Annotated in this window: 24 protein-coding genes and 1 pseudogene; all 25 read right to left on the reverse strand. The window is 39.8% G+C overall.

The features are described 5' to 3' along the window. Nucleotides 1-198: 198 nt before the first annotated feature. Complete coding sequence (gene sucD, locus KSHG_RS02900) at nt 199-1,119, reverse strand: succinate--CoA ligase subunit alpha (protein ID WP_010301571.1); 921 nt, start codon at nt 1,117-1,119, stop codon at nt 199-201. A 16-nt stretch (nt 1,120-1,135) separates the two neighbouring features. Next, on the reverse strand, nt 1,136-2,296 hold the full coding sequence (gene sucC / locus KSHG_RS02905) for an ADP-forming succinate--CoA ligase subunit beta (RefSeq protein ID WP_010301575.1): 1,161 nt from the start codon (nt 2,294-2,296) through the stop codon (nt 1,136-1,138). 164 nt (nt 2,297-2,460) lie between these two features. Then, nucleotides 2,461-2,745: an EscU/YscU/HrcU family type III secretion system export apparatus switch protein gene (locus tag KSHG_RS02910; RefSeq protein WP_010301579.1), complete on the reverse strand. Its 285-nt coding sequence runs from the start codon at nt 2,743-2,745 to the stop codon at nt 2,461-2,463. Beyond that, a complete protein-coding gene (locus KSHG_RS02915; protein ID WP_010301581.1) occupies nt 2,742-4,826 on the reverse strand; it encodes a hypothetical protein in 2,085 nt (694 codons plus the stop codon). Before KSHG_RS02915 ends, KSHG_RS02910 begins: the two co-directional genes overlap by 4 nt. 4 nt (nt 4,827-4,830) lie before the next feature. Next, a complete protein-coding gene (locus tag KSHG_RS02920) occupies nt 4,831-5,604 on the reverse strand; it encodes a ribonuclease HII (RefSeq protein ID WP_010301584.1) in 774 nt (257 codons plus the stop codon). A gap of 89 nt (nt 5,605-5,693) precedes the next feature. Next, nucleotides 5,694-6,548 carry a ribosome biogenesis GTPase YlqF gene (gene ylqF, locus KSHG_RS02925; RefSeq protein ID WP_010301587.1) on the reverse strand — a complete coding sequence of 285 codons (855 nt, stop codon included), beginning with the start codon at nt 6,546-6,548 and terminating at the stop codon, nt 5,694-5,696. Between the two features lie 13 nt (nt 6,549-6,561). Beyond that, nucleotides 6,562-7,118: pseudogene (lepB, locus tag KSHG_RS15995) on the reverse strand (signal peptidase I). Between the two features lie 140 nt (nt 7,119-7,258). Beyond that, nucleotides 7,259-7,603, reverse strand: coding sequence for a 50S ribosomal protein L19 (rplS, locus tag KSHG_RS02935; RefSeq protein WP_010301592.1), 345 nt, complete (start codon nt 7,601-7,603; stop codon nt 7,259-7,261). Between the two features lie 148 nt (nt 7,604-7,751). Beyond that, a complete protein-coding gene (gene trmD / locus KSHG_RS02940) occupies nt 7,752-8,483 on the reverse strand; it encodes a tRNA (guanosine(37)-N1)-methyltransferase TrmD (protein ID WP_010301595.1) in 732 nt (243 codons plus the stop codon). Beyond that, the gene (gene rimM, locus KSHG_RS02945) at nt 8,483-8,998 is read right to left on the reverse strand and encodes a ribosome maturation factor RimM (protein WP_010301598.1); all 516 of its coding nucleotides are present in this window, start codon (nt 8,996-8,998) and stop codon (nt 8,483-8,485) included. The genes trmD and rimM overlap by 1 nt, the downstream gene beginning before the upstream one ends. Nucleotides 8,999-9,064: 66 nt before the next feature. After that, complete coding sequence (locus KSHG_RS02950) at nt 9,065-9,298, reverse strand: KH domain-containing protein (protein ID WP_010301601.1); 234 nt, start codon at nt 9,296-9,298, stop codon at nt 9,065-9,067. Between the two features lie 30 nt (nt 9,299-9,328). Continuing rightward, a complete protein-coding gene (gene rpsP / locus KSHG_RS02955) occupies nt 9,329-9,601 on the reverse strand; it encodes a 30S ribosomal protein S16 (RefSeq protein ID WP_010301604.1) in 273 nt (90 codons plus the stop codon). 197 nt (nt 9,602-9,798) lie between these two features. Then, nucleotides 9,799-11,160, reverse strand: a complete 1,362-nt coding sequence (gene ffh, locus KSHG_RS02960) for a signal recognition particle protein (protein WP_010301607.1) — start codon at nt 11,158-11,160, stop codon at nt 9,799-9,801. 12 nt (nt 11,161-11,172) lie between these two features. Further along, complete coding sequence (locus KSHG_RS02965) at nt 11,173-11,505, reverse strand: putative DNA-binding protein (RefSeq protein ID WP_010301610.1); 333 nt, start codon at nt 11,503-11,505, stop codon at nt 11,173-11,175. Nucleotides 11,506-11,705: 200 nt separating this feature from the next. Further along, entirely contained in the window at nt 11,706-13,007 is a 1,302-nt protein-coding gene (ftsY, locus tag KSHG_RS02970) for a signal recognition particle-docking protein FtsY (RefSeq protein WP_010301613.1), read from the reverse strand. Nucleotides 13,008-13,023: 16 nt separating this feature from the next. Beyond that, nucleotides 13,024-16,578: a chromosome segregation protein SMC gene (gene smc / locus KSHG_RS02975; protein ID WP_010301616.1), complete on the reverse strand. Its 3,555-nt coding sequence runs from the start codon at nt 16,576-16,578 to the stop codon at nt 13,024-13,026. Nucleotides 16,579-16,593: 15 nt separating this feature from the next. Next, complete coding sequence (gene rnc / locus KSHG_RS02980) at nt 16,594-17,340, reverse strand: ribonuclease III (protein WP_010301619.1); 747 nt, start codon at nt 17,338-17,340, stop codon at nt 16,594-16,596. Between the two features lie 217 nt (nt 17,341-17,557). Further along, entirely contained in the window at nt 17,558-17,797 is a 240-nt protein-coding gene (locus KSHG_RS02985; RefSeq protein WP_010301624.1) for an acyl carrier protein, read from the reverse strand. Nucleotides 17,798-17,895: 98 nt separating this feature from the next. Continuing rightward, nucleotides 17,896-18,630 carry a 3-oxoacyl-[acyl-carrier-protein] reductase gene (fabG, locus tag KSHG_RS02990; RefSeq protein WP_010301625.1) on the reverse strand — a complete coding sequence of 245 codons (735 nt, stop codon included), beginning with the start codon at nt 18,628-18,630 and terminating at the stop codon, nt 17,896-17,898. Further along, the gene (fabD, locus tag KSHG_RS02995; RefSeq protein WP_010301627.1) at nt 18,623-19,570 is read right to left on the reverse strand and encodes an ACP S-malonyltransferase; all 948 of its coding nucleotides are present in this window, start codon (nt 19,568-19,570) and stop codon (nt 18,623-18,625) included. The genes fabG and fabD overlap by 8 nt, the downstream gene beginning before the upstream one ends. A 1-nt stretch (nt 19,571) precedes the next feature. Beyond that, nucleotides 19,572-20,558: a phosphate acyltransferase PlsX gene (gene plsX, locus KSHG_RS03000; protein WP_010301628.1), complete on the reverse strand. Its 987-nt coding sequence runs from the start codon at nt 20,556-20,558 to the stop codon at nt 19,572-19,574. Then, nucleotides 20,558-21,130: a transcription factor FapR gene (gene fapR / locus KSHG_RS03005; RefSeq protein ID WP_010301629.1), complete on the reverse strand. Its 573-nt coding sequence runs from the start codon at nt 21,128-21,130 to the stop codon at nt 20,558-20,560. The genes plsX and fapR overlap by 1 nt, the downstream gene beginning before the upstream one ends. 98 nt (nt 21,131-21,228) lie before the next feature. Then, nucleotides 21,229-23,277 carry an ATP-dependent DNA helicase RecG gene (recG, locus tag KSHG_RS03010; protein WP_010301630.1) on the reverse strand — a complete coding sequence of 683 codons (2,049 nt, stop codon included), beginning with the start codon at nt 23,275-23,277 and terminating at the stop codon, nt 21,229-21,231. After that, entirely contained in the window at nt 23,267-24,166 is a 900-nt protein-coding gene (gene sdaAA / locus KSHG_RS03015; protein ID WP_010301632.1) for an L-serine ammonia-lyase, iron-sulfur-dependent, subunit alpha, read from the reverse strand. The genes recG and sdaAA overlap by 11 nt, the downstream gene beginning before the upstream one ends. An 11-nt stretch (nt 24,167-24,177) precedes the next feature. Next, nucleotides 24,178-24,846 carry an L-serine ammonia-lyase, iron-sulfur-dependent subunit beta gene (gene sdaAB, locus KSHG_RS03020; RefSeq protein WP_010301634.1) on the reverse strand — a complete coding sequence of 223 codons (669 nt, stop codon included), beginning with the start codon at nt 24,844-24,846 and terminating at the stop codon, nt 24,178-24,180. Between the last annotated feature and the right edge of the window lie 221 nt (nt 24,847-25,067).

The following is a 25,067-nucleotide window of genomic DNA, read 5'->3' on the forward strand; positions in this document are numbered from 1 at the left end:
ACTCGGAAGAAGTTCTAGGAGAGGCATATTCGTAAAAAGTATCGCGAGTTTTGATAGTGGTACAGGATGAATATAATGGAGGGCTAATAACATATTACGTCGTTTCAAATCGTTCATTTTTAACTTCCCTTCTATATAAAAAAGATGTAGCAAGTTCTGCTACATCTCATCATACATAATTTGTAATTATTTTCCAAATTAAACGTTTTGTTTCTCTGCATGCGTTTTCACTTGGTCATAAATACCACGTTCTTTTACGACTTCAATAAACGTATCTCCGATTGTTGAAGGCGTTGGTGCAACATGAATACCTGCTGCATTTAAAGCCGCAATTTTATCTTCCGCCGTTCCTTTACCACCTGAAATAATCGCACCAGCATGACCCATACGTTTTCCTGGAGGTGCTGTTTGACCAGCGATGAATGCAACGACCGGTTTCGTCATATGATTTTTCACATATTCTGCCGCTTCTTCTTCTGCTGTACCGCCAATTTCACCAATCATCACAACGCCTAGTGTTTCTGGATCTGCTTCAAATTCTTTTAGGACATCGATAAAGTTCGTACCGTTTACTGGGTCTCCACCAATACCAACAGCTGTCGTTTGACCGATACCTGCTGCTGTTAATTGATGTACCGCTTCATATGTTAATGTACCTGAGCGAGAAACGACGCCGACGTGACCTTTCGTATGGATGTATCCTGGCATAATACCAATTTTACACTCATCTGCCGTAATGACACCTGGACAGTTTGGTCCGATTAAACGGGTTTTCTTACCTTCCATATAACGTTTCACACGTACCATATCAAGTACTGGAATGTGCTCTGTAATACAAATAACCATATCAAGTTCCGCTTCAACCGCTTCTAAAATCGAATCTGCAGCAAAACGAGCGGGTACGTAAATAACCGATACGTTACAACCTGTTGCATCTACAGCATCTTTAACTGTATTAAATACGGGTACACCCTCAGCCTCTGTACCACCTTTACCTGGTGTAACACCAGCTACAATTTTCGTACCGTATTCTAACATTTGCTTCGTATGGAAAAGTGCAGTAGAACCTGTAATTCCTTGAACTAACACTTTCGTATCTTTATTAATGAAAATACTCATGTAAACCCACCCTTTCTTATCCTACACACTCAACGATTTTTTGTGCGCCATCAGCTAAAGAAGAAGCTGCCGTAATGTTCAAACCAGATGTACGTAAAATTTCTTTACCTAAGTCGACATTCGTTCCTTCTAAACGAACGACTAACGGAACTGTTAAACCGAGTTCAGCCGCAGCTGCAACGACACCTTCAGCGATAATATCACACTTCATGATGCCACCAAAAATATTGACGAAAATGCCTTTTACGTGTTCATCTGAAAGGATAATTTTAAATGCTTCTTTTACTTTTTCGGCCGTTGCGCTACCACCAACGTCTAAAAAGTTTGCTGGACTACCGCCGTAGTATCCAATCGTATCCATCGTTGCCATCGCAAGGCCTGCACCATTTACGAGACAGCCGATTGAACCGTCTAGTGGAATGTAGCTTAAATCATGCTTAGATGCTTCAATTTCTTTCGGATCTTCTTCTTCGTAATCTCTTAATTCGATAACGTCTGGATGACGATATAGACCATTGCCATCGAAGTTGAATTTCGCATCTAACGCGACGACTTCACCTTCTTTTGTCACAACGAGAGGATTAATTTCCACGATTGATGCATCTTTCTCGATAAACGTCTCATATAAACCTTGGAACAAGGCTGCAGCTTTATTTATCAAATTATTCGGAATATTAATATTAAATGCAAGACGTCTCGCTTGGAATCCAGTTAAACCAACGATTGGATCAATTACTTCTGTGAAAATTTTCTCTGGCGTTTCCTCAGCGACTTCTTCAATATTCATGCCGCCTTCTTCAGACCCCATTAACGTCACGCGTGATGTCGCGCGGTCTACGAGTAAACTAACGTAGTATTCTTTTTCAATATTAGAGCCTTCCTCTATGTAAAGGCGTTTAATTTCTTTTCCTTCTGGACCTGTTTGATGTGTCACCAATACTTTTCCTAGAAGTTCTTTTGCATAGGCTTCTACTTCGTCTACACTACGCGCAATTTTAACACCGCCCGCTTTACCACGCCCCCCAGCGTGAATTTGTGCTTTTACGACAATTACTTCAGTACCTAACTCTTTTGCTGCTTTGACTGCTTCCTTCGGTGAGAATGCAACAAAACCCTTCGGTACCTTTACCCCATTTTGACGAAGAATTTCTTTCCCTTGATACTCATGGATATTCATGAAACTTCCTCCCATCTCTTTATACAACTTGTTTGTACTTCTATATTGTAATAAAAATATTCTGACATGTCTATGCTTTATATTACAATATCTTTTATATTCGTTATAAATTTCTTCTTTAGACACAAAATCCGCTAGATTTCGCACGTTGAAATCTAGCGGATTTATTTCTTAAATGTATCATACGTTTTATCTAATCGGTAAATAAAGGCAAAAACTTCTGCCACTGCTTGGTACAATTCTTCCGGAATCGATTGATTCAAATCCAATTGACCTAATAATTGAACGAGTGAAGGATCTTCTTGTATTGGTACGTCATGAAGCTTCGCTTGTTCCAATATGTTTTCGGCAATTTTGCCTTTCCCTTTCGCAATCACTTTAGGTGCCGCGTTACTCGCAGGATTAAACTGAAGTGCGACGGCTTCTTGTCTTTTTTCTTGTTCCGTCATATGCGTAAATCTACGCCTCCTTGACCGTCTGAATTTGTTGCATGAAGCGTTGGTGTGACGACATTTTTCTCTCGTTCATACGGCTTTAATGCTACACCAGACAGCTGGTATTGATGCGCTTCTAATCCCTTGCTTAAAGTCACTTTCAACGGTTCTATTAAAGGCGCTAGTTGCTCATTTTCATTGTAAATTGTAACGTTTACGACACGACTTTGCACGTGCATGTCGATAATCGTTTCTTTCAACGCACCTAAATTTAAATAAAACATAACACGCGCATAATCGGCATCAATTTTCCCGTTTTCTTTCATCGTCCCATTCCATTGCAAAGTCGCATCTGTTTTCTTACCGAAAAACTCTAATGGGACTTGCATAATCAACTGATGCTGCGGACCATTTTCTCCAGATAAATAATGCATGCCGTTCATTCTTGCAACGAGTTGTTCTGCAGCATGTTTCGTCGTCACATTTCCACTTTCATCTTGCAAAAGAGCCATTAATTGCGGTTTCAGCTGTTGCTGTAATTGGTCTTTATCGGTTAACTTATTCGCTAAATCTGCTTCATAATTTAACCCTAAACTTTGCAGTGTATGGCGTAAAATCGACTCAAATGCTTTTCCGTTTGCTTGCTGTTCCAGTTGTCCTTCTGCCTGTTGTAATAATTGTTGTACTATAACATTCGAGCTTTTTGCCGCTTCATACGTTAATTTCTGCAAGACATCATCCATTTGTTGCGGTGCAACACCTAAAAGTTGTAATGTATTTAACTTCGCAGACTGCTGTTCATTCCCTGTCTGAAATGCTTGTTTCCCCGTATGTTCTCCGTAAAATTGCAGGAGCTGTTGTTGTACACCTTTCAACGTTTGTTGAATCGTTTCACTAGAAGCTGAATTCGCCATAAGCGGCTGCATTTGAGATAAGATTTCTTGTTTTTGTGCCGTCGTTAACTGTGGATCTTGTTGAACGGTTACTTGAAAATTTTGAAGCTGTTGCGAACTTGGGTTTTTCCCTTGTACGAGCCCACTCAATGCTTGCGCAACCGTTTGTGGCACCGCCGTCGAAAGTGCCGATGTCGTCGCTTTCGTTAATGCGTTCATAAACTTCGCTGTCGAGGAAAGTTGTACACGTGCCAAATCCGCTAACAACGATTCTTTTGCAGTCGCCATTAACCCTGTATGGTTCAAGATAGCTTGTTGCATTTGTTGTTGTGCTTGTTTATTCGATGGGTTATTTTGAAGCTGTTGCAAACTTTGTTGTACAGTGAGCGACGGACTCGCATCAGTTTTTCTTGAAGCGTTCGCAACGTAGTTCATAAGATTCGCATTTTGAGGTAACACATTCGCTTCTTTTAAAAGACCGAGTATCGTTTGTTTCATCGAAGCCGATGTCGTCGCATCATTTAAAGCACGCATACTATTCCCTAAAATCGCCGCACCACTTTCTAAAGCGAGTGGCTTTTGTAATTGCATTAAGTTGTTTAATAACGTTTGTTTCAAACTAGCTGACAACGTCACATCTTGCTGAATCGCTTGCTGTAAGTTTTGCAAACTATTTTGGAACCCCGTTTTTGCATTTCCTTGAACGATTGCTTGTAGTGAAGACTCATTCATCGGTAATTTTAATTGAATTACTTTTTCCATCGCCGCGAGCGCTTGCTCTCTCGGAACATTGGTCGTTTTCAACACTTGTTCAGCTTGTATTAATTGCTCTTTCGACATCGGTACGTCATTTTTCAAAAAGTGTTGTACGATTTGACGCATTTCTTTAGAATCTGGCAAATTCATATTCGTCATTAGTTGTTGCACTTGTTGTGCCGCTGATTGTGACGTAATAGGTCCTGAGACAACTTTTAAACTTAAATCAGGTGAAGTGGATGAAATTTGAAAGAAATGTGCGTCACCGGCCTTTAAAGGTGTTTCAAGGCGTGCCATCATTTTTTGATTTCCTACTTGCACCTCTGCCATTTGGTCTGGAAACAGTTTCTTAATCGTCCCATGCATAATTTGCCCTTCTTTTAATACCACACTTTGTAAAACGTTTGTTTGCTGTGCTTGCTGTACGTTTACACCTGATAAGTTCATCCAATCATCCTTTCTGAATCATCGTTTTAATCGGTTCAAACGTTTTACGATGAATCGGTGTTACTCCTAAATGTTGTAACGCTTCTAAATGTTGTTTCGTCCCGTATCCTGCATGTTGCCCAAATCCGTAACCTGGATATTTTTCATCCATTTGCTCCATGTAATGATCCCGTGCTGTTTTCGCTAAAATCGAAGCTGCTGCAATCGCTAAACTCTTCGCATCCCCTTTAATAATGGAGCTTTGAGGTTGTTCAATATCGAGCTTCATCGCATCCGCTAATACGTAATCTGGCTTCACTTTCAACGACTCAATCGACGCTTTCATAGATAAGCGTGTCGCTTCGTAAATATTCACTTCGTCAATGACTTCAGCAGATTGGAAATGAATCGCTGTCGCAATCGCTGTTTCATTAATTTTCGCAATAAAATATTCTCGTTTTTCTTTTGAAAGTTGCTTCGAATCATTCAATCCAACGAGATGTTCACACGCATCGTTCGGTAAAATGACAGCCGCTGTTACGACGGGCCCTGCTAACGGTCCACGACCTGCTTCATCTGTACCGGCTACGTGGCTCGTTGCGTCTACGCGGTACGATGCATCAAAGGCTAGTTTCTCTTCATGTTCGCGTTGTAAATTGTCTCGTTTTTGCTTCGCACGATGCCATGTTTTCAATGCATTTTGCACCCCTGCACGTTCATCTTTTTTTAATTCTTCCATCCATGGTTGCCACAAAAGTTCTTCCGCTAATCGTTGTTTAATTTCTTTAATTGTTGTCATCATCTATACCTCATTTTATCGGTCAATTATGCCGTTTTTTAATGAAAAAAAGCCGACAATGCATGATCGCATTGTCGGTAAATTAAAAACTACTCAAAATCCTCTACGAAATCGAATGTTAGTTTGCCTAAATGTTCATTTCGGATATCACGTACAATTAGTTCTGAAATCATTTCGTAATCAACTTCGCCACCGGAAGATTTCATATGACGTAAACGTCCAATATGGTCAAATGTACCAACGATTGGATCTGTTAATCCTTCAATTTGATAGCGTTCGTGTAAGCGTTTTGGATAATACTCTTCTAAAAATTGCAGTCCGAAAATAGCTAGATCATCCATATTCATAATGGCATCTTTAATTGCACCTGTTACAGCTAATTTATACCCGACACGTGGGTCCTCAAATTTAGGCCATAAAATTCCTGGCGTATCAAGAAGTTCTAACTGTTTCCCTACTTTAATCCATTGTTGAGAACGTGTAACCCCTGGCATATTCCCTGTACGTGCGATATTTTTCTTCGCTAAACGGTTAATCATCGTTGATTTCCCAACGTTCGGAATTCCGACAATCATCGCGCGAATTGCACGAGGCTTTAAGCCTTTGCTACGCATACGCTCCCATTTTTCAGCAAGTACTTCTTCCGCTGCTTTCGTTACGCGTTTCAATCCCTTTGAATCGAGTGAGTTCACTGCTATTGCACGGTGTCCTTTTGATTCAAAATACGCAATCCATTTTTTCGTTTGTACTTCATCCGCCATATCCGCTTTGTTTAAAATTAATAAGCGGTTTTTTTGATGAATAATTTCGTCTAACATTGGGTTTCTTGATGACATCGGTAAGCGTGCGTCAATTAATTCAAAAACAATATCGACAAGTTTCAGATTTTCTGTTACTTGACGACGCGCTTTCGCCATATGTCCTGGGAACCATTGAATCGTCATATTTTTTCTCTCCTTATTGAACTGTTCCAAATTGGTCGATTGGCCAAAAAACAATCTTCGCCTTACCGACGAATTGCTCTTCTTCAATCAATCCAATGTAACGGCTATCTTTACTATTACGACGATTATCGCCCATAACGAAATAATAGCCTGCTGGAATCTTTTTATAATTCGTATATTCTTCTAAAGTAAAATCTTCTGTTAACGTGCCACCATCTACGATTTCACGTTTATAAGCGGTTAAATACGGCTCAGCTACTTTTTGGTCGTTAATGTACAACTGATCGTTTTTATAAGCGAGCGTATCACCCGGCAATCCGATGACGCGTTTTATATAATCTTTCTTTTCAGGTGCATGAAATACGACGATATCAAAACGATGAATGCCACCCAATTTATTGACGATCATTCGCTCGCCATTTTGAAGCGTTGGCATCATCGATTCGCCATCAACGACAATGGGTGTAAAAAAACAAAACGAATAATAACGGCTAAGAAAAAAGCAATTGCTAGGGCTTTAATCCATTCAAATAACTCACTTTTTTCTTTTTTCTGTTCTTTTTTCACCATCTCGTTCGCCCCCTTAGTAAATACACTACTTATTGTACCTTATATTGGCTTTTAGACACAAAGTTTACTTAAAGGTGTCGTAGACATGAAAAAAGTGTAGAGCAAACGCTCTACACTTCCTTCTTGCTTGTGAAAAGAAATTAACGAATTTCTTTGATACGAGCAGCTTTACCACGTAAGTTACGTAGGTAGTATAATTTAGCACGACGTACTTTACCACGACGAGTAACTTTAAGTGATGCAATTTTTGGTGTGTTTACTGGGAATGTACGTTCAACGCCTACACCGTAAGAGATTTTACGAACAGTGAAAGTTTCGCTGATACCGCCACCACGACGTTTGATAACAACACCTTCGAATTTTTGGATACGTTCGCGAGTACCTTCGACAACTTTAACGTCGATAGATACAGTATCACCAGCACGGAAAGTTGGGATATCAGTACGTAATTGTTCTTTTGTAATTTCTGCAATAATGTTTGACATGTTTATGTTCTCCTTTGACAGATGCTCTTATAGGTCACTTAATGGTTGCTACAGCGGAACACCGTAATACGGCATCTCTTTTAGAAATGCACTTTAAATATTAGCATAGTCATGCTCATGTGGCAAGACTCTTTCCTTGTCGCCTCTATTATTTTTTATAACCAATTGAACGTAAATACGTTAATTGCTGATCGTTTAATTCAATATGCTCCAATAAATCTGGACGGCGTTCAAATGTGCGTTTTAAAGACTGCTCATCGCGCCACTCAGCGATTTTTGCATGATTACCAGACATTAATACGTCTGGCACTTTCATGCCTCTAAAATCCGCTGGACGCGTATAGTGAGGATGCTCTAATAAGCCTGTTGAAAATGAATCATTAATGTGTGAATCTTCTTGTCCAAGTACACCTGGAATTAGACGAACAACACTATCGATTACCGTCATAGCAGCAAGTTCGCCACCTGTTAACACGAAGTCCCCAATTGAAATTTCATCGGTTACTAAATGTTCACGAATACGTTCATCATAACCTTCATAATGACCACATAAGAAAATCAAATCTTCCTCTTGAGAAAGTTCTTCTGCTTTTTGTTGCGTATAACGTTCTCCTTGTGGACACATTAAAATAATACGTGGTTTTTTTCCTTCTTCTTGTAATGCTTCTACTGCATTAAAAAGAGGTTCCGGTTTTAACACCATTCCTGCACCGCCACCATATGGATAATCATCCACTTGGTTATGTTTGTTATTTGAAAATGCACGGAAATCCGTTACATCGAAATGAACAGCCCCTTTATCTTGAGCCTTTTTCATAATAGATGAACCGAATACGCCTTCAAACATGTCTGGGAACAATGACAGCACTTGAATATTCATCATGATAATAAACCTTCCATCAATTCAATTGTGACGCGTTTGTTTTCAACGTCGATTTCTTTAATTACTTCATAAATAACGGGTAAGTAATGCTCTTTACCGTCTACCCCTTTGACAGTCCAAACATCGTTTGCGCCTGTTTCAAAGATTTCTTTAATTTTACCGATTTCATTGCCTTCTTCGTCAAATACGTCACAGCCAACGATTTCATGGTAGTAAAATTCATCTTCTTCAAGTTCAGCTAAATAGTTTTCATTTACTTTTAGCACACTGCCTTTGAATTGTTCAACATCGTTAATGTTTGGATAGCCTTCAAAAGATAATAAAATAAAGTTTTTATGTTTACGCGCTGTTTTAATAACAACGAGTGTCGGATGCTTCGCTCCAGGAGCAAAGATTCCTAGTTTCGTTCCGATTTCATAACGATCTTCTGGAAAGTCCGTTTGTGAAATGACACGTACTTCACCACGAATACCGTGTGTGTTTACGATTTTACCTACATTGTACCAATTCATTTATTTACACCTCTTTTTTCGTATATACAACAAAAAAGGAAGGAACTAATGCTCCCTCCTTTTTCGCTAATCTATGATTTCGACGTATGTCTTCTTCATCTGGTGGCTGCTCGCAGCAGAATAAACAATTGTTCGTATTGCTTTCGCAACACTCCCTTGTTTACCTATAACTTTACCGATATCTTTTGGATTAACAGCAAGTTTATAAACGATGCGATGTTCAGATTCTTCCACCATAACGTGAATATCGTCTGGAAAATCGACTAACGGTTTCACAATTGTTGTAATCAGTTGTTTCACATTGCCACCCCCGATTATTTAAAGGTAAAATTATTTACCTAATTTTGATTCATGGAATTTAGCCATGATACCTTGTTTTGAGAACAAGTTACGAACAGTATCAGATGGTTTAGCACCTTGAGCTAACCAAGCTAATGCTTTTTCTTCGTCAATTTTAACTTCTTCAGGAGAAGTTAATGGATTGAATGTACCGATTGTTTCGATAGAACGACCGTCACGTGGAGAACGTGAGTCAGCTACTACGACACGGTAGAAAGGAGCTTTTCTAGCACCCATACGTTTTAAGCGAATTTTTACTGCCATTTTTCTTTGCACCTCCGAATAAGTTTCACACAAGATAGTATAATATCAAGCTTTCGATTGTTTGTAAAGTGTTTTTTCTTAACACAGGTAATTTTACAGGATATTTCATAAGATTTCAAGTGTTTGTAAAGTATTTTTTCTTAACAAGTAAAAATACGTCACAATCCCTATTTTTCACTCATTAAATCGAGCAAAAACTACATCTTAAATAATGAATCCATGCCTGGTAACTTGAATTTTTTCTTCTTAGAAGATGATGTAAGACCTGTCATCTGTTTCATCATTTTCTTCATTTCGTCAAACTGTTTAATTAAACGGTTCACTTCTTGAACAGAACGACCTGATCCTTTTGAAATACGTTTACGACGACTCGCATTAATGATTTCTGGATTCGTACGTTCTGCCACCGTCATCGATTGAATGATTGCTTCGATATGATTAATTTGTTTATCATCGAAGTTCATTTTATCGAGACCTTTCATTTTATTCATACCTGGAATCATTTTAATGATGTCTTCTAATGGACCCATTTTTTTCACTTGGCTCATTTGATCTAAGAAATCGTCAAACGTGAAACTTTGCGTTTTGAATTTTTCTTCTAATTCTTTTGCCTTCTCTTGATCGACTGTCGCTTGCGCTTTTTCAATCAATGTTAATACGTCACCCATACCTAAAATACGTTGTGCCATACGTTCTGGATGGAATGGCTCTAACGCATCCATCTTCTCACCCATACCGACAAATTTAATTGGTTTTTCTGTTACTGAGCGGATTGATAGTGCCGCACCACCACGTGTATCACCGTCTAATTTCGTTAATACGACGCCCGTAATGCCTACCGCTTCATTAAAGCTTTCTGCTACGTTCACAGCATCTTGACCTGTCATCGCATCGACGACTAAAAATACTTCGTCCGGTTCTTTAATTGCACGAATATCTTTCAATTCTTGCATTAATGTTTCATCAATATGCAAACGACCTGCCGTATCAATAATGACAACGTCGTGATGTTCTTCTTTTGCAAATTCAATTGCTTCACGCGCGATTTCTACTGGTGAAACGTCCGTCCCTTTTTCAAATACAGGAATCGACAATTGGTTTCCTAATGTTTGCAATTGTTTAACTGCTGCTGGTCGATACACATCGGCTGCAACGAGCAATGGTTTTTTGTTGTACTTTTTACGTAAAACGTTCGCAAGTTTCCCTGTAGTCGTCGTTTTACCAGCACCTTGTAAACCGACCATCATAATAACCGTTGGTGGTCTCGTTGAAAATTTAACCGGTGATTGTTCACCACCCATTAAATTCGTTAATTCGTCTTGAACGATTTTAATAATTTGTTGTCCTGGTGTTAAACTTTGCATAACATCTGAACCAACAGCACGTTCACTTACTGATTTTACAAATTTTTTAATAACTTTTAAGTTAACATCGGCTTCAATTAAAGCGAAACGAACTTCACGCATCATAACTTTAACGTCTTGTTCGGTAACTTTCCCTTTTCCTTTAATTTTGGCAATCGTACTTTGGAGTCTTTCTGATAAGCCTTCAAATGCCATAGTGGTCGCCCCCTAATCCCATTGTTTCAATTGTTCAATATAACGCATAACTTCTTCTCTTGAAGAATCTGCATCAATAGCTGTCGTTAAATCGGCAACAATTTGCTGTCTGTTTTTAAACTTAGATAAAAGCTGAAGTTTTTCCTCGTATTCTTCAAGCATCGCCTCTGTACGACGAATATTGTCATATACAGCTTGACGAGATACTCCATAGGATTCAGCAATTTCACCTAGTGATAAATCATCTAAATAATACAGTTGCATATAACTACGTTGCTTTTCTGTCAAAAGCGCTTGATAAAAATCAAAGAGAAAGTTCATACGTGTTGTCTTTTCAAGTAACATACATAACCTCTCCTTTACATACATATTCCAACGTATCATATAAGAAAATCACTCATTCTGTCAAGGTAAACCCCTTGTCTTATGAGGGTTTATACGCTTTAAAAATGGTGCGAACCACGTCGTGTAATCGACGATTTTTTTACAAAAAAACCTGAAATCCATATGCAGTGATTTCAGGTTTTTTATAAAAGAGCGATGCATTATTTATCGTCTAAGTCTTTTAATTGATCATCTAACGTGTCTGCAAACAATCCGTATACGTATCGTTCTGCATCAAACGGTTGTAAATCATCCATTTGTTCACCTAGACCGACAAATTTCACAGGAATGTGTAATTGATTGCGAATAGCTAAAACGATTCCGCCTTTTGCTGTTCCGTCTAATTTCGTTAACACGATTCCGGTTACTTTCGTCGCTTCTTTAAATGTCTTCGCTTGTACTAAAGCGTTTTGCCCTGTCGTTGCATCAAGCGCTAAAAGCACTTCATGCGGTGCACCAGGTACTTCGCGTTCAATGACACGGTGAACTTTTTCAAGCTCGTTCATTAAGTTTACTTTGTTTTGAAGACGACCTGCTGTATCACAAATCAAGACGTCGGCATGGCGGTTTTTCGCTGCGTTAATCGCATCGTACATTACCGCTGCTGGGTCTGAGCCTTCCGATTGTTTAACGACTTCCACACCGACGCGGTCGCCCCAAACTTGGAGTTGGTCAATCGCACCTGCACGGAACGTATCCCCTGCAGCGAGCATCACTTTTTTGCCTTCTTGTTCGAAGCGATGTGCTAGTTTACCGATTGTTGTCGTTTTACCAACACCGTTAACACCTACGAATAAAATAACTGTTAATTCACCTGCTGGTTGCATGTTCAATTCTGTAATATCTTTCTCACCTTGTTCGTAAATTTCAACAAGTTTTTCAGAAATCACTGCTTGAATGCCATCCGTTGTTTTAATGTTTTTACGCTTTACTTCCATTTCAAGTTCGTCAATTAGCTTCATAACCGTTTCAAAGCCAACATCGGCTTGTAATAACACTTCTTCTAATTCTTCAAAGAAATCTTCGTCTACTGTACGATAACGTGCAACGAGGTCATTTACTTTTGAAGCAAAAGAGTTACGTGTTTTTTCAAGACCGTGCTTGAATTTTTCTGTAATCGCTGCTGGTGAGAACCAAGATGTTTTTTTCTCTTCTGCTTGTGTTTCTTCAGCTTCGTCTTCAAGAGCCTCTTCTACTACAGCAGGAGAAGCTTGTTCAGTCGGCTTTGTAACGACCGATTCTGGAACATCTCCTTGTTCTTCTTTTCGTTCTTCTACTTGTTCTACAACTTCTTCTTGAAGTTCAGGTTGTTCTACTACTTGCTCTGTTTGCTCTGATGCGACTTGATCCTCTTCAGATTTCGTCACATCACCTTCTATTTCTTCTACTAAAGGGGCATCTTGTTGCTCATTTTCTTGTTCTTTCCCCATTAGCTTTTGTTTCATACGTTGTAAAAAGCCCATAGTTTGCTTGCTCCTTTTAGGAAATTTCTTGTTCTAATTTCACCGAAACGAGTTTAGAAACGCCCGATTCTTGCATCGTAATACCATACAAGACATCCGCGCCCTCCATCGTACCTTTACGGTGCGTAATAACGATGAACTGTGTATCATCACTAAATTTTTTCAAGTATTGGCTATAGCGTGCAACGTTTGCTTCATCGAGTGCCGCTTCTACTTCATCTAAAATACAAAATGGGACAGGACGTGTTTTTAAAATCGCGAATAACAATGCAATCGCTGTTAACGCACGCTCCCCACCTGATAATAAACTTAAGCTTTGTAACTTTTTGCCTGGTGGTTGTGCCACGATTTCGATGCCTGTTTCTAAAAGATTATCTGGTTCGAGAAGTAGTAAATCTGCTTTCCCACCACCGAATAGTTCACGGAATACTTCTTGGAAATGAACACGAACAGACGTAAAAGTTTCTTCGAATCGCGTCACCATTTCTTCATTCATTTCACGAATCGCTTCATGTAACGTATCTTTCGCCTCAAGAAGATCACTTCTTTGCGTAGATAAAAATTCATGGCGTTCTGACACATTTTTATATTCTTCAATCGCTAAGACGTTAACGTCCCCAAGTTCTTCAATGGATTGACGTAATAATTTCACTTTACGGCGCGCAACATCGATTTCGATATCGATTGCTTCTTCGAGTAAAGCTTCTTGGAACGTTAAATTGTACGCGTTCATCAATTGTTTTTCGTAATGTTGACGATTCGCATCTAAACGATTCATTTTTACATCTAAATCGCGAATCCCATTTAAAATACCTAAATGGATACGTTGTTCTTCTTTCAACGCTTGATCCGTTTCTTGAATAGCTCTTTGTGATACGCTACGTTGTTGTTTAGCATTTGCAATAGACGTTTGCAATACATCTCGACGTTGTTTCAACGTATCGATTTGTTTTACTAATTCGTTTTCAGAAAGCTTCTCGTCGCCATGATCAGACAATAACCAATCGCGTTCTTTCGTCTGGTCTGCCACGATTTTTTCAGCTTCTTCTAATTGCTTTTGTAAACTATCGACTTGTGTTTGCAAATGAATGACTTGCTCTGCTTTTACCGCTTGCGCAGCACGTTGATCTGCTAATTGACTTTGAAGTGCATCTTTTTCAGATACGCTCTTCACTTTCAATACAGTGAGCTGTTCAATTTGATCGTTCAGTTCAAGCAATTCTTTTTCCACTTCACCTAATCGCTTTTGAAGCTTTTCGCTTTCCGCAACGAGATGGTCTGCTTGTGACGTACCATCTTGGCGTTCTGTATCGACTAACATCACTTGTTGGTTGAGACGTTTCTCTGTTTCAGAGGCTGCTTTCAATTCAATTTCTAAACGATATTGAAGTTGTTTAGCATCTTCCCCTTCACTACGTAATTGCTCTACTTTCGCTTCGTGTTGACCGACTTGTTTTTCTAACGTTTTCACGACATTTTCTGCTTGTAAAATCGTTTGTTGCATGTTGTCTACATTTATGATTAATTGTTCTAATTCTGCTTTGCGGCTAAATACAGGATTCTGTTTATTCGTAGAACCACCTGTCATCGAACCACCCGCATTAACAACGTCCCCGTCAAGCGTCACGACACGGTAGCGATAGTGACATGCATTCGCAATCGCTTTCGCACCTTCCAACTCTTTCGCAATAATGACGTGACCTAATAAATTTTTCACGATAATTGAAAAGGCTGGATCCACTTCAACGAGTTGATCTGCTGTATTTATGTAGGCTGGATGCCCTTGTACTTTCGAGAGCATCTCAGCAGGTATAGAACGAGCTTTCATAATGTTTTTCGGTAAAAACGTTGCACGGCCGCCTTGATGTTGGCGTAAATATTGAATCGCCTTGCTCGCATGCTGATCCGTTTCCGTAATAATGTGCTGTGCTGTCGCACCTAAAGTCGTTTCAATTGCAGTCGCATATGGAGATGGTACTTGAATGACTTCCGCAACCGCTCCGTGAATGCCCGTAATACGGCTTTCATCACGCGCCTGTAAAATCATTTTAGGTCCTTTATAAAATCCTTCGAAATTAGAAGACATTTCAGCAAGTGTTTCTTTACGTCCTTGCATCGTTTTTAACTGATGATAGCCTTCGAAAAGCATTTCGCGTTTTCTTTGGTACTCATTGCGTGTTTTCTTCAATAGTTCTTGAGATTGTTTATAATCTGTCAAACGCACTTCTACATCGTCTGACACTTGTTGTAAGCGTGTTTCTAATTGATGCTTCGTTACTTGTGCCTCTTTTAATTGAACGCGCATCTCGCCCGACTCAGACGTTCTTTTCGTCGATTGAAGTCGTAATTGTTCTTTCTGTCTTTCCACGTACTTCCGATCATTTTTGAGCGTTGCTTGCTCATTCATACGATCGATGTATACGCTTTTCAACGATTCAATTTCTTTTTCAATTTCGTCTGTTGAACGGTCTAAGTTCGTCGACAAGTGCTTCACGGATGCTCGAATTTGTTTAAACTCTTCATTGCGCTCCGCTAATTGTTGTTCTTGAACGTGTTTTAATTCAATTAATTGCGCACATTTTTGCGTCGCATTTTCAATTGTTTTTTGGATTGTCGCTACTTGCGTCGACATATTTTGTCGTTTTTCTGCTAACAGTGCTTTACGTCCTTCAAAACGTTCTACATCTGAACTAACATCGACAAGTTCTGCTTGCTCAACGTCTAATTGATGATCGATTTGTTGCAATTGCTCTCTTAAATCGTTTAATTGTTGTTGTAGGTTTTCGGCAGCTACACGACGTGCATTTTCCTGTTCAGAAAGAGTACTTTTTTGCACGTTATGCTTTGTGAATGCCTCGTCCACTTCTTCAATATCATGAATTAATACCGCAATCTCGATGTCTGTCAATTCTTTCGTCATCGACACATAATCTTCGGCTTTCGCTGCTTGAATGCTCAGCGGCTCCATTCGTTCATCTAATTCATGTAAAATATCTAACACACGATTTAAATGATCATCTGTTTCGAACAATTTTTGTTCCGCTTTTTTACGACGTTTTTTATATTTTAAAACGCCTGCTGCTTCTTCAAAAATCGCACGACGGTCATCGGGCTTACTATTTAAAATTTCGTCCACTCGACCTTGAGAAATAATTGAAAAAGCTTCTTTCCCTAATCCTGAATCTAAAAATAAATCCGTAATATCTTTTAAACGGCACGTTTGTTTGTTTAAAAGAAATTCACTTTCTCCAGAACGGTATACACGACGAGAAACGCTTACCTCATTGTATGCAAGTGGCAAACGTTCGTCTTCGTTATCGAGGATTAATGTTACTTCTGCAAAGTTAAGCGGTTTGCGTGAATCACTTCCTGCAAAAATGACATCTTCCATTTTTGCACCACGTAGTGATTTCGCCGATTGTTCACCGAGCACCCAACGAATGGCGTCGATGACGTTACTTTTCCCACTACCATTTGGTCCGACAACAGCGGTTACGCCTTGTACAAAGTCAATACCAATACGGTCGGCAAAAGATTTGAACCCAATCACTTCAAGCCGTTTAAGGAACAATTGAATCCCCCCTAATTAATCTTTTTTATTCGTAAGTGTATGAATGGCAATTTGGGCGGCTTTTTGTTCAGCTTCTTTTTTTGATTTCCCATGACCTTCACTAATTACTACATCATTTAAAATAACTTGTGATACGAATGTACGTTTATGGGCTGGGCCATTTTCTTTTACAATCGCATATTGTAATGAACCTGAACTTGTTTGTTGGACAAGCTCTTGTAATTGGCTCTTGAAGTCCATTACATCTGAAAACATACCGAGCTCAACTTTCGGGAATACAACTTTACCCAAGAAGCCTACAACTGTTTCTAAACCTTGGTCTAAATATAAAGCACCGACAAATGCTTCAAAACAGTCCGCAAGTAATGCTGGACGTTCACGACCGCCTGTATTTTCTTCCCCTTTGCCTAGCAATACGAATTCGCCGAATTTCAATTCGTTCGCAAAAATAACAAGGGCTGGTTCACAAACGATTGCCGCACGCAATTTTGTCAATTGACCTTCCGTCATTTTAGGGAATTTAAGGAATAAAAACTTAGAAACAGTTAGCTCTAACACGGCATCGCCTAAAAACTCAAGACGTTCATTATCTTCATATTGTTTACGACGGTGTTCGTTCACGTATGAAGAGTGCGTAAATGCATTGTACAATACATTTTTATTCGTGAAATGTAAGCCTAAATTATTTTGTAATTCTTCAAATTTAGAACGAGCTTGTTCTGGTATTGCGCCATTTTTCTTTGATAGTTCTTCGATTTTCATCGTTTCATCAACCTTCTTAGTTTACTAAATTAGTACTCCATAGTAGTGTACCTTTTTATGCGTCAATGTGCAAAGTATAAAAACCACTACACCCTACTATAAAAACATTCTATTACCGCCTGAAAATAAAATAAAACCGCGCTCATAGCACGGTTTTAAGTAAAGAAACATTCCATTTGTTGCAACATTTCTATATTAAGTATAAAAACAGTTCAGCTTATTTGTTTAAAGCTGCTTCGATGAATTTTACTGCATCACCAACTGTTTGAATTTTTTCAGCTTCTTCGTCTGCAATTTGCATGTCGAATTCTTCTTCAAATTCCATTACTAATTCAACAACATCTAATGAATCAGCATCTAAATCATCACGGAATGAAGCTTCTGGTTTTACATCAGTTTCGTCAACACCTAAACGGTCAACGACAACTTTAGATACGCGTTCTAGTACTGTAGCCACAAAAAACACCTCCTCTCAATGAAAATGATCTGCGTCTTTTTCTAAATTAGTATAGCATCTTTCTAGAAAGACGAATAATGATAAATATCATGTTTTCATTACATGACCATGCCGCCATCGATATGCAACACTTGGCCTGTCATATAACGGCTCGCATCGCTTACTAAAAAGTGAACGACGTCTGCGATATGTTCCGGTTTACCGAATGCATTCAATGGAATTTGAGCAAGCATTCCTTTTTGTAATTCTTCTGGGATTTCATCCGTCATTTCTGTTTCAATGAAACCTGGTGCGACTGCATTCACTAAAATATTTCGTGAAGCTAATTCGCGAGCCGTCGTTTTCGTGAAACCGATGACACCCGCTTTTGATGCGGTATAATTCGCTTGACCTGCGTTTCCGATAATCCCAACGACTGATGCTACGTTAACGATGCGTCCTGAGCGTTGTTTCATCATCGGACGTGCAACAGCTTTCGTGCATAAGAACACAGATTTTAAATTCGTGTCGATTACCGCATCCCAGTCATCTTCTTTCATACGCATTAACAATCGGTCGCGTGTAATACCCGCATTGTTTACGAGCACATCAATCGTACCGAACTGTTCTAATGTCGTATCAATTAAGTTTTTAACTGAGTCCGCATCACTGACATTCGCTTGAACAGCGATTGCTTGAGAGCCTAGCTGTTTAATTTCTTCTACTACTTCAAGAGCACGTTGTTCTGAGCCACTGTAGTTTACGACGATTTGATAGCCTTCTTTTGCTAATTTCAATGCGATCGAACGTCCTATCCCACGAGAAGATCCTGTGACAATTGCTGTTTTACTCATATGCCCACTCCTTCGATGCTTCTACTACTTTTTGTAGTGTCGCTTCATCACTAACGTTGTAAATCGCTACGCTGCGATCTACTTTTTTAACTAAACCGCTTAATACTTTTCCGGGTCCACATTCGATGAACGTATCGACCCCTTGTGCAAGCAATTCACGAATTGATTTTTCAAATTGAACCGGCGCACTCAATTGTTCTACGAGCAATGCCTCAATTTCGCTTGGATTCGTTACAGGTTTGGCTGTAACGTTCGCAATAACTGGAATTGTCGCTTCTTTCAGCGTAACTGCATCAAGTGCTGCTTTTAATTTTTCAGCAGCTGGTTTCATTAATTCCGAATGGAAAGGTCCACTTACATTCAACGGCAACGCGCGACGTGCTCCCGCTTCTTTCGCACGCTCACAAGCGACTTCCACCGCTTTCTTCGTACCAGAAATAACAATTTGACCTGGGCAGTTCAAATTCGCAAGTTGTACAACTTCACCCGTTTCAGCCATTACTGCTGTCGTAATGTCTTGAAGCTGTTGCTCATCAAGCGCTAAAATAGCCGCCATCGCACCTAGCCCTGCTGGGACCGCTTCATTCATAAACGTTCCACGTTTGTGAACGATTTGAAGCGCTTCTTCAAATGACATCACACCGGATACGACATGTGCCGCATATTCCCCGAGGCTATGTCCAATTGTAAATTGCGGTTGAATACCTGCTCGTTGTAATTGTTTTGCTGCGAGTACACCTGTAGTTAATAACGCGGGTTGCGCATTGTATGTAAGTGTAAGCTCTTCTTCTGGACCTTCTAACATTAATTTTGACAGTGGATATGCAAGAGCTTGATCCGCATCGGCATAAAACTGTTCAAAACCATTCGTTAATAATTCAGCTCCCATTAGAACGTGCTGAGAACCTTGACCCGGAAATAGAAAAGCGATTTTTGTCATATTAATTCTCCTTTGAAATCGTAGAATCAATCGTTGCACACACGTGATGTTCAACCATCTTCGTTCCTTGGCGAATCGCACTAAAGAATGCTTTTGCGTCAGAAGAACCGTGTGCTTTAATAACAGGCGCTTTTAGACCAAACAGTACAGCACCGCCGTATTCAGAGTAGTCCATTTTATTTTTAATTTCTTTTAAGTTCGGTTTAATCATCATCGCGGCAACTTTCGTTTTCGTAGACGACATTAACTGTTCTTTTAAAAGCGTGAAAATAGAGCCTGCTACACCTTCGATTGTTTTTAATACCATATTACCTGTAAAGCCATCTGTAATGATGACGTCCGCGGCATGATTTAATAATTCACGCGATTCCACATTCCCGATAAAGTTAATCGGTGCGTCTTTTAATAAAGCAAATGCGTGTTTCGTTAAATCATTCCCTTTTTTATCTTCTGTACCGATATTCAACAAGCCAACCGTTGGATTTTCAATTCCTCGAACTTCTTTCGCATAAATGCTCCCCATAATTGCATATTGCAATAAGTTTTCTGGTTTAGCATCTGCATTGGCACCTAAGTCCAACATATCAACCCCTGCACCGTCCATTGTCGGTAAAGTCGTTGATAATGCCGGGCGATCGATTCCATCAATACGATGGACAATAAACAAACCAGCAGCCATTAAAGCACCTGTGTTCCCTGCAGATACACAAGCATCTACTTCGCCGTCCGCTACAGCTTGCGCCATACGAACCATCGAAGCGTCTTTTTTACGACGTACTGAACGTACCGGTTCATCTGTTCCTTCAATCACTTCTGAACAATGCACAACTTGTAAACGTTCATGCGTTTGTAAATACGGTTTCATTTTTTCTTCATCACCATACAATACAACTTCAAGGTCTTTAAATTCGTTCAGTGCTAATAACACACCTTCGATAATTTCCTTCGGGGCGTTGTCGCCACCCATACCATCAATTGCAAATTTCATTATTGTTCACCTTTACCTTTCGTACGATACATTTCGAATTCGCCTGTAAACACTGTCGTACCATTAACTGATGATGATACGGTTACAAATGTACGATTATTGTCACCACGACCTGTTACAACTGCTTTTGCCACTACGCGGTCTCCTGCATGTACAGGACGTGTAAATGATAATTCAGATTTTACAGTCAAAGCTAAGTCATCGTCAATGACAGCAACCGCTAAAGAGTTTGCTTGTGCAAATAAGTGATGACCTCGTGCAATGCCATTACGTTGGAAAACGTGATCTGTCGTAACATCAAAAATTGACAGTGCTCTTTCATCTAGATCGATATCAATAATCTCTCCGATGACTTCGTCGATTGGTAAGGTTTTTACTTCATTTTCAAAATTATGTGCCGCAACGTCTTTAATACGTTCACGTAATTCTGGGATAGATAATTCCATTCGATCTAATCGAATCGTTTGAACACTCACAAAAAACTTCTCTGCCAGTTGATCATCCGTAATAAAAGGATTATCCTCAATCGTTTGCTTCAACAATTTTTGTCTTTCTTTTTTTGAATACTTCATTGTCTAAGTTCGCAGCTCCCTTTGAATTAGCACTTGGTACTAATATCAGTATATAAATAGAAAAAGAAGAATGCAAGCATTTTTTGCACTCTCCATGTTTAATCGATGCGCTCTCCGTCTAAAATACCGGATTCATTCAACATTTGACGCAGCGGTTCGAATGATGATTCTTCCCAAAATTCGGTTGATTGAATTAATTGGACAGCATCTCTTCGCGCCGTTTCTAACGCACGATAATCGTGTACTAAATCCGCCATTTTAAATTGAGGTATACCGCTTTGTTTTTGACCGAAGAAATCGCCCGGTCCGCGCAGTGCTAAGTCTTTCTCAGCTAAACGGAAACCATCATTCGTTTCTGTCATTGAAATCAATCGTTCTTTGCCTTCTTCGCTTTTAGGATCAGCTACTAAGACACAATACGATTGATGTTTGCCACGTCCGACACGTCCTCTTAATTGATGCAATTGTGCCAACCCGAAACGCTCGGCATCATAAATTACCATAAATGTCGCATTCGGTACGTTGACCCCAACTTCTACAACGGTTGTCGAAACGAGAACGTCTACTTGTCCCTCACTAAACGCTCTCATTACCGCTTCTTTTTCATCTGCAGACAGTCGACCGTGCATTAAACCGACTGTAAAACGTCCTTCAAATAGCACTTGCAGTTGCGCATGCAAATCAACAGCATTTTGTACGTCTAGTTTGTCCGACTCCTCTATTAGAGGACAAATCAAATACGCTTGACGTCCATCTGCTAATTGCGCAGCCATACGGTCCAACACTAAATTAAACTGTTCGGCTTTCATCCAATTCGTTTGAATCTCTTTTCGCCCAGCTGGCATCTCATCAATAATTGAGACGTCCATCTCTCCGAACGCTGTAATCGATAATGTTCTCGGAATCGGTGTCGCTGTCATAAATAATTGATCAGGGTTGTCGCCCTTTTCTTTTAAAATTCTACGTTGATTGACACCGAAACGATGCTGTTCATCTGTAATAACTAAGCCGAGTCGTTTAAACAATACATTCGGCTGAATTAAAGCATGCGTCCCGATTAAAATATCGATTTTTCCGTTCGCTAAATCTTCCAGTAGCTCTCGACGTGCTTTCGCTCGTGTCGAACCCGAAAGTAACTCTACTCGCACGTCAAACGGTTCTAACCAAGTGCGCAAGTTTTCTAAATGTTGTTCAGCTAAAATTTCGGTTGGTGCCATCAGAGCACCTTGGAAACCTGCTGTAACCGTCGCATAAAGCGCACTTGCCGCAACGACGGTTTTCCCTGAACCTACATCTCCTTGCAATAATCGGTTCATTCGCTCAGAAGTAAGTAAGTCCACACAAATTTCATTGACGACGCGTTTTTGTGCACCTGTTAACTCATATGGTAATCTGTTAAAAAAAGCACGTAATTGTGCGACGTCGTAGTGAATCGCTTGACCGCCTTCCGATTCTTTTCGTACTTTACGTAACGCTTGCATTTTTAATTGGAATAGCAAAAATTCTTCATAAACGAAGCGGCGTCTTGCTTGCTTCGCATGTTCGGCATTTTTAGGGAAATGAACCCCTTCCATCGCTTCACGAATGCCGAGTAAACGATAAGCTGTACGGAATTTTTCCGGGATCTTCTCAGTTAATTGTTGCCCGCATAAATCCAATGCTTGTCGCACGAATTGACGGTATTTTTTTTGCGTCATTTTCCCTTTCAAGCTATACACAGGTTCAAAATCTGCTTGGTTATCTTTATCACCAAAATGTACAGACGATGCTGTGATTGTTTGACGCCCTTGGTCCCACTTTCCTGTAATCGTAACTGTTTCTCCTCGGATTAGTTTATTTTTTAAATATGCTTGATTAAAAAAGACAACCCGAATAAGATGTGTACCTACAAGTACTTGAACTTGCAATCTAGAGCGTCCTTTGCCCATAAACATTACATTCGGAGTACTTTCAATACGTGCTTCTACAGTTAAACGTTCATTATGAGGTGTTTCAGCTAAATTTTTGATTCGAAAATCTTCATGACGAAACGGGAATGTGTAAATCAGGTCTTCAATAGATTCGATTCCCATATTCCCTAAATTTTCTGTTGCGGTTTTTCCGACACCTGTTAATTCTGTAACAGAGCTCCACAAATCAATTGACACTTTTCGCTACAGCTCCTCCAAAAATACGTTTTTCTAACCAACGACCAGTCGGTGTAGCGGCAAGTCCTCCTTGTGCAGTTTCACGTAGTGCAGATGGCATTGATTGCCCGATACGGTACATCGCTTCGATCACTTCATCTGTTGGAATACGACTTTCAATACCTGCTAAAGACATATCCGCCGCAATCATTGCATTCGCTGCGCCCATCGCATTTCTTTTCACACATGGTACTTCGACTAAACCAGCAACCGGGTCACATACTAAGCCTAGCATATTTTTCAAGGAAATGGAGAAAGCATGTGCAGATTGTTGTGGTGTTCCGCCTGCCATTTCTACAATGGAAGCTGCCGCCATCGCTGCTGCTGAACCAACTTCCGCTTGGCAACCACCCGCTGCGCCAGAAATAGAAGCATTGTTCGCTACGACAAATCCGAATGCCCCCGCTGTAAATAAGAAGCGGACCATTTGCTCACGCGTCGGATTTAGTTTATTTTTCACGGCGAACAATACGCCTGGTACAACACCAGCAGAGCCTGCAGTAGGCGTTGCACAAATCATACCCATCGCAGCATTTACTTCGTTCGTTGCAACTGCTTTACTTACCGCATCTAAAATGTAATCTCCGCTTAAGCCTTTACCTGATTCAATGTATCGTTTCATAAGCACCGCATCGCCGCCAGTTAATCCAGTCACAGATTGTACACCGTTTAACCCTCGTTCGACAGCTTGTTCCATTACTTCTAAATTACGTTCCATTTGCGTTAAAATATCTTCGCGGCTTCTTTCAGACATTCTCATCTCTTGTTCAATCATAATTTCAGAAATTAATTTTTCTTCTTCTTGGGCACGTTCCACTAGTTCTCGAACGTTACGGAATAACACTTCCATTTTAATTCCTCCTAATTGTTTTTAATACGCGACACTTGCGTAATATTCGGTAATCGTCCAATTTCTTCTAAAATCGTCTCGCTAATGTTTTGATCGACTTCGATGACCATTAATGCCATGTTTCCTCGTTCGATTCGAGATACTTCCATGTGACCGATATTAATTTGATGACTCGCTAAACAAACTGATACGTGAGCGACAACACCTGCACGGTCATTGTGTACGACTAAAATAGCTGGCATACCACCAGACATACGCAGACGGAATCCATTTAGTTCTGTAATTTCAATCGCACCACCGCCAATTGAAATACCACACATAGACATTTCTTTCCCTTCGTCATCTCCTAGTACGATACGAGCTGTATTCGGATGTTCTGAAGCACCTGTTTCGACAATAAATTCAAAAGTAAGTCCTGCTTTTTCAGCTTCTTCAAAAGAAGTTTTAATACGTTCATCATACGTGTCATAATCTAATAAACCCCCGATAATGGCGACATCTGTCCCGTGTCCTTTATACGTTTCTGCAAAAGATCCGTACAGATGAATTTTTGCCCAAGTCGGTTGCTTACCGAATAAATCACGTGCGACACGACCTATTCTTGCAGCACCTGCTGTGTGGGATGAAGATGGACCAATCATAACTGGTCCAATAATATCGAAAACGGATGAAAATTTCATTGGGAATCCCCCTTAACTATAATTGTAGTTTCATTTTATCGTATTCACGTCATAAACCCAACATTTATGTGTTACTGTTATACGTGAATTTCCACTTCGAACAGACAGATTGTTTATCTTTTCCATATAGTTCAACGAGACGCTATTTTAAGCGCTTTTATTCAGAAATACACAGGAAAGAAAAAAATAAAAATAGTCTATGTATTCAAACATGCCTATTC

The sequence above is a fragment of the Kurthia senegalensis genome (assembly GCF_000285595.1).
GTDB classification, from domain to species: Bacteria; Bacillota; Bacilli; order Bacillales_A; family Planococcaceae; genus Kurthia; species Kurthia senegalensis.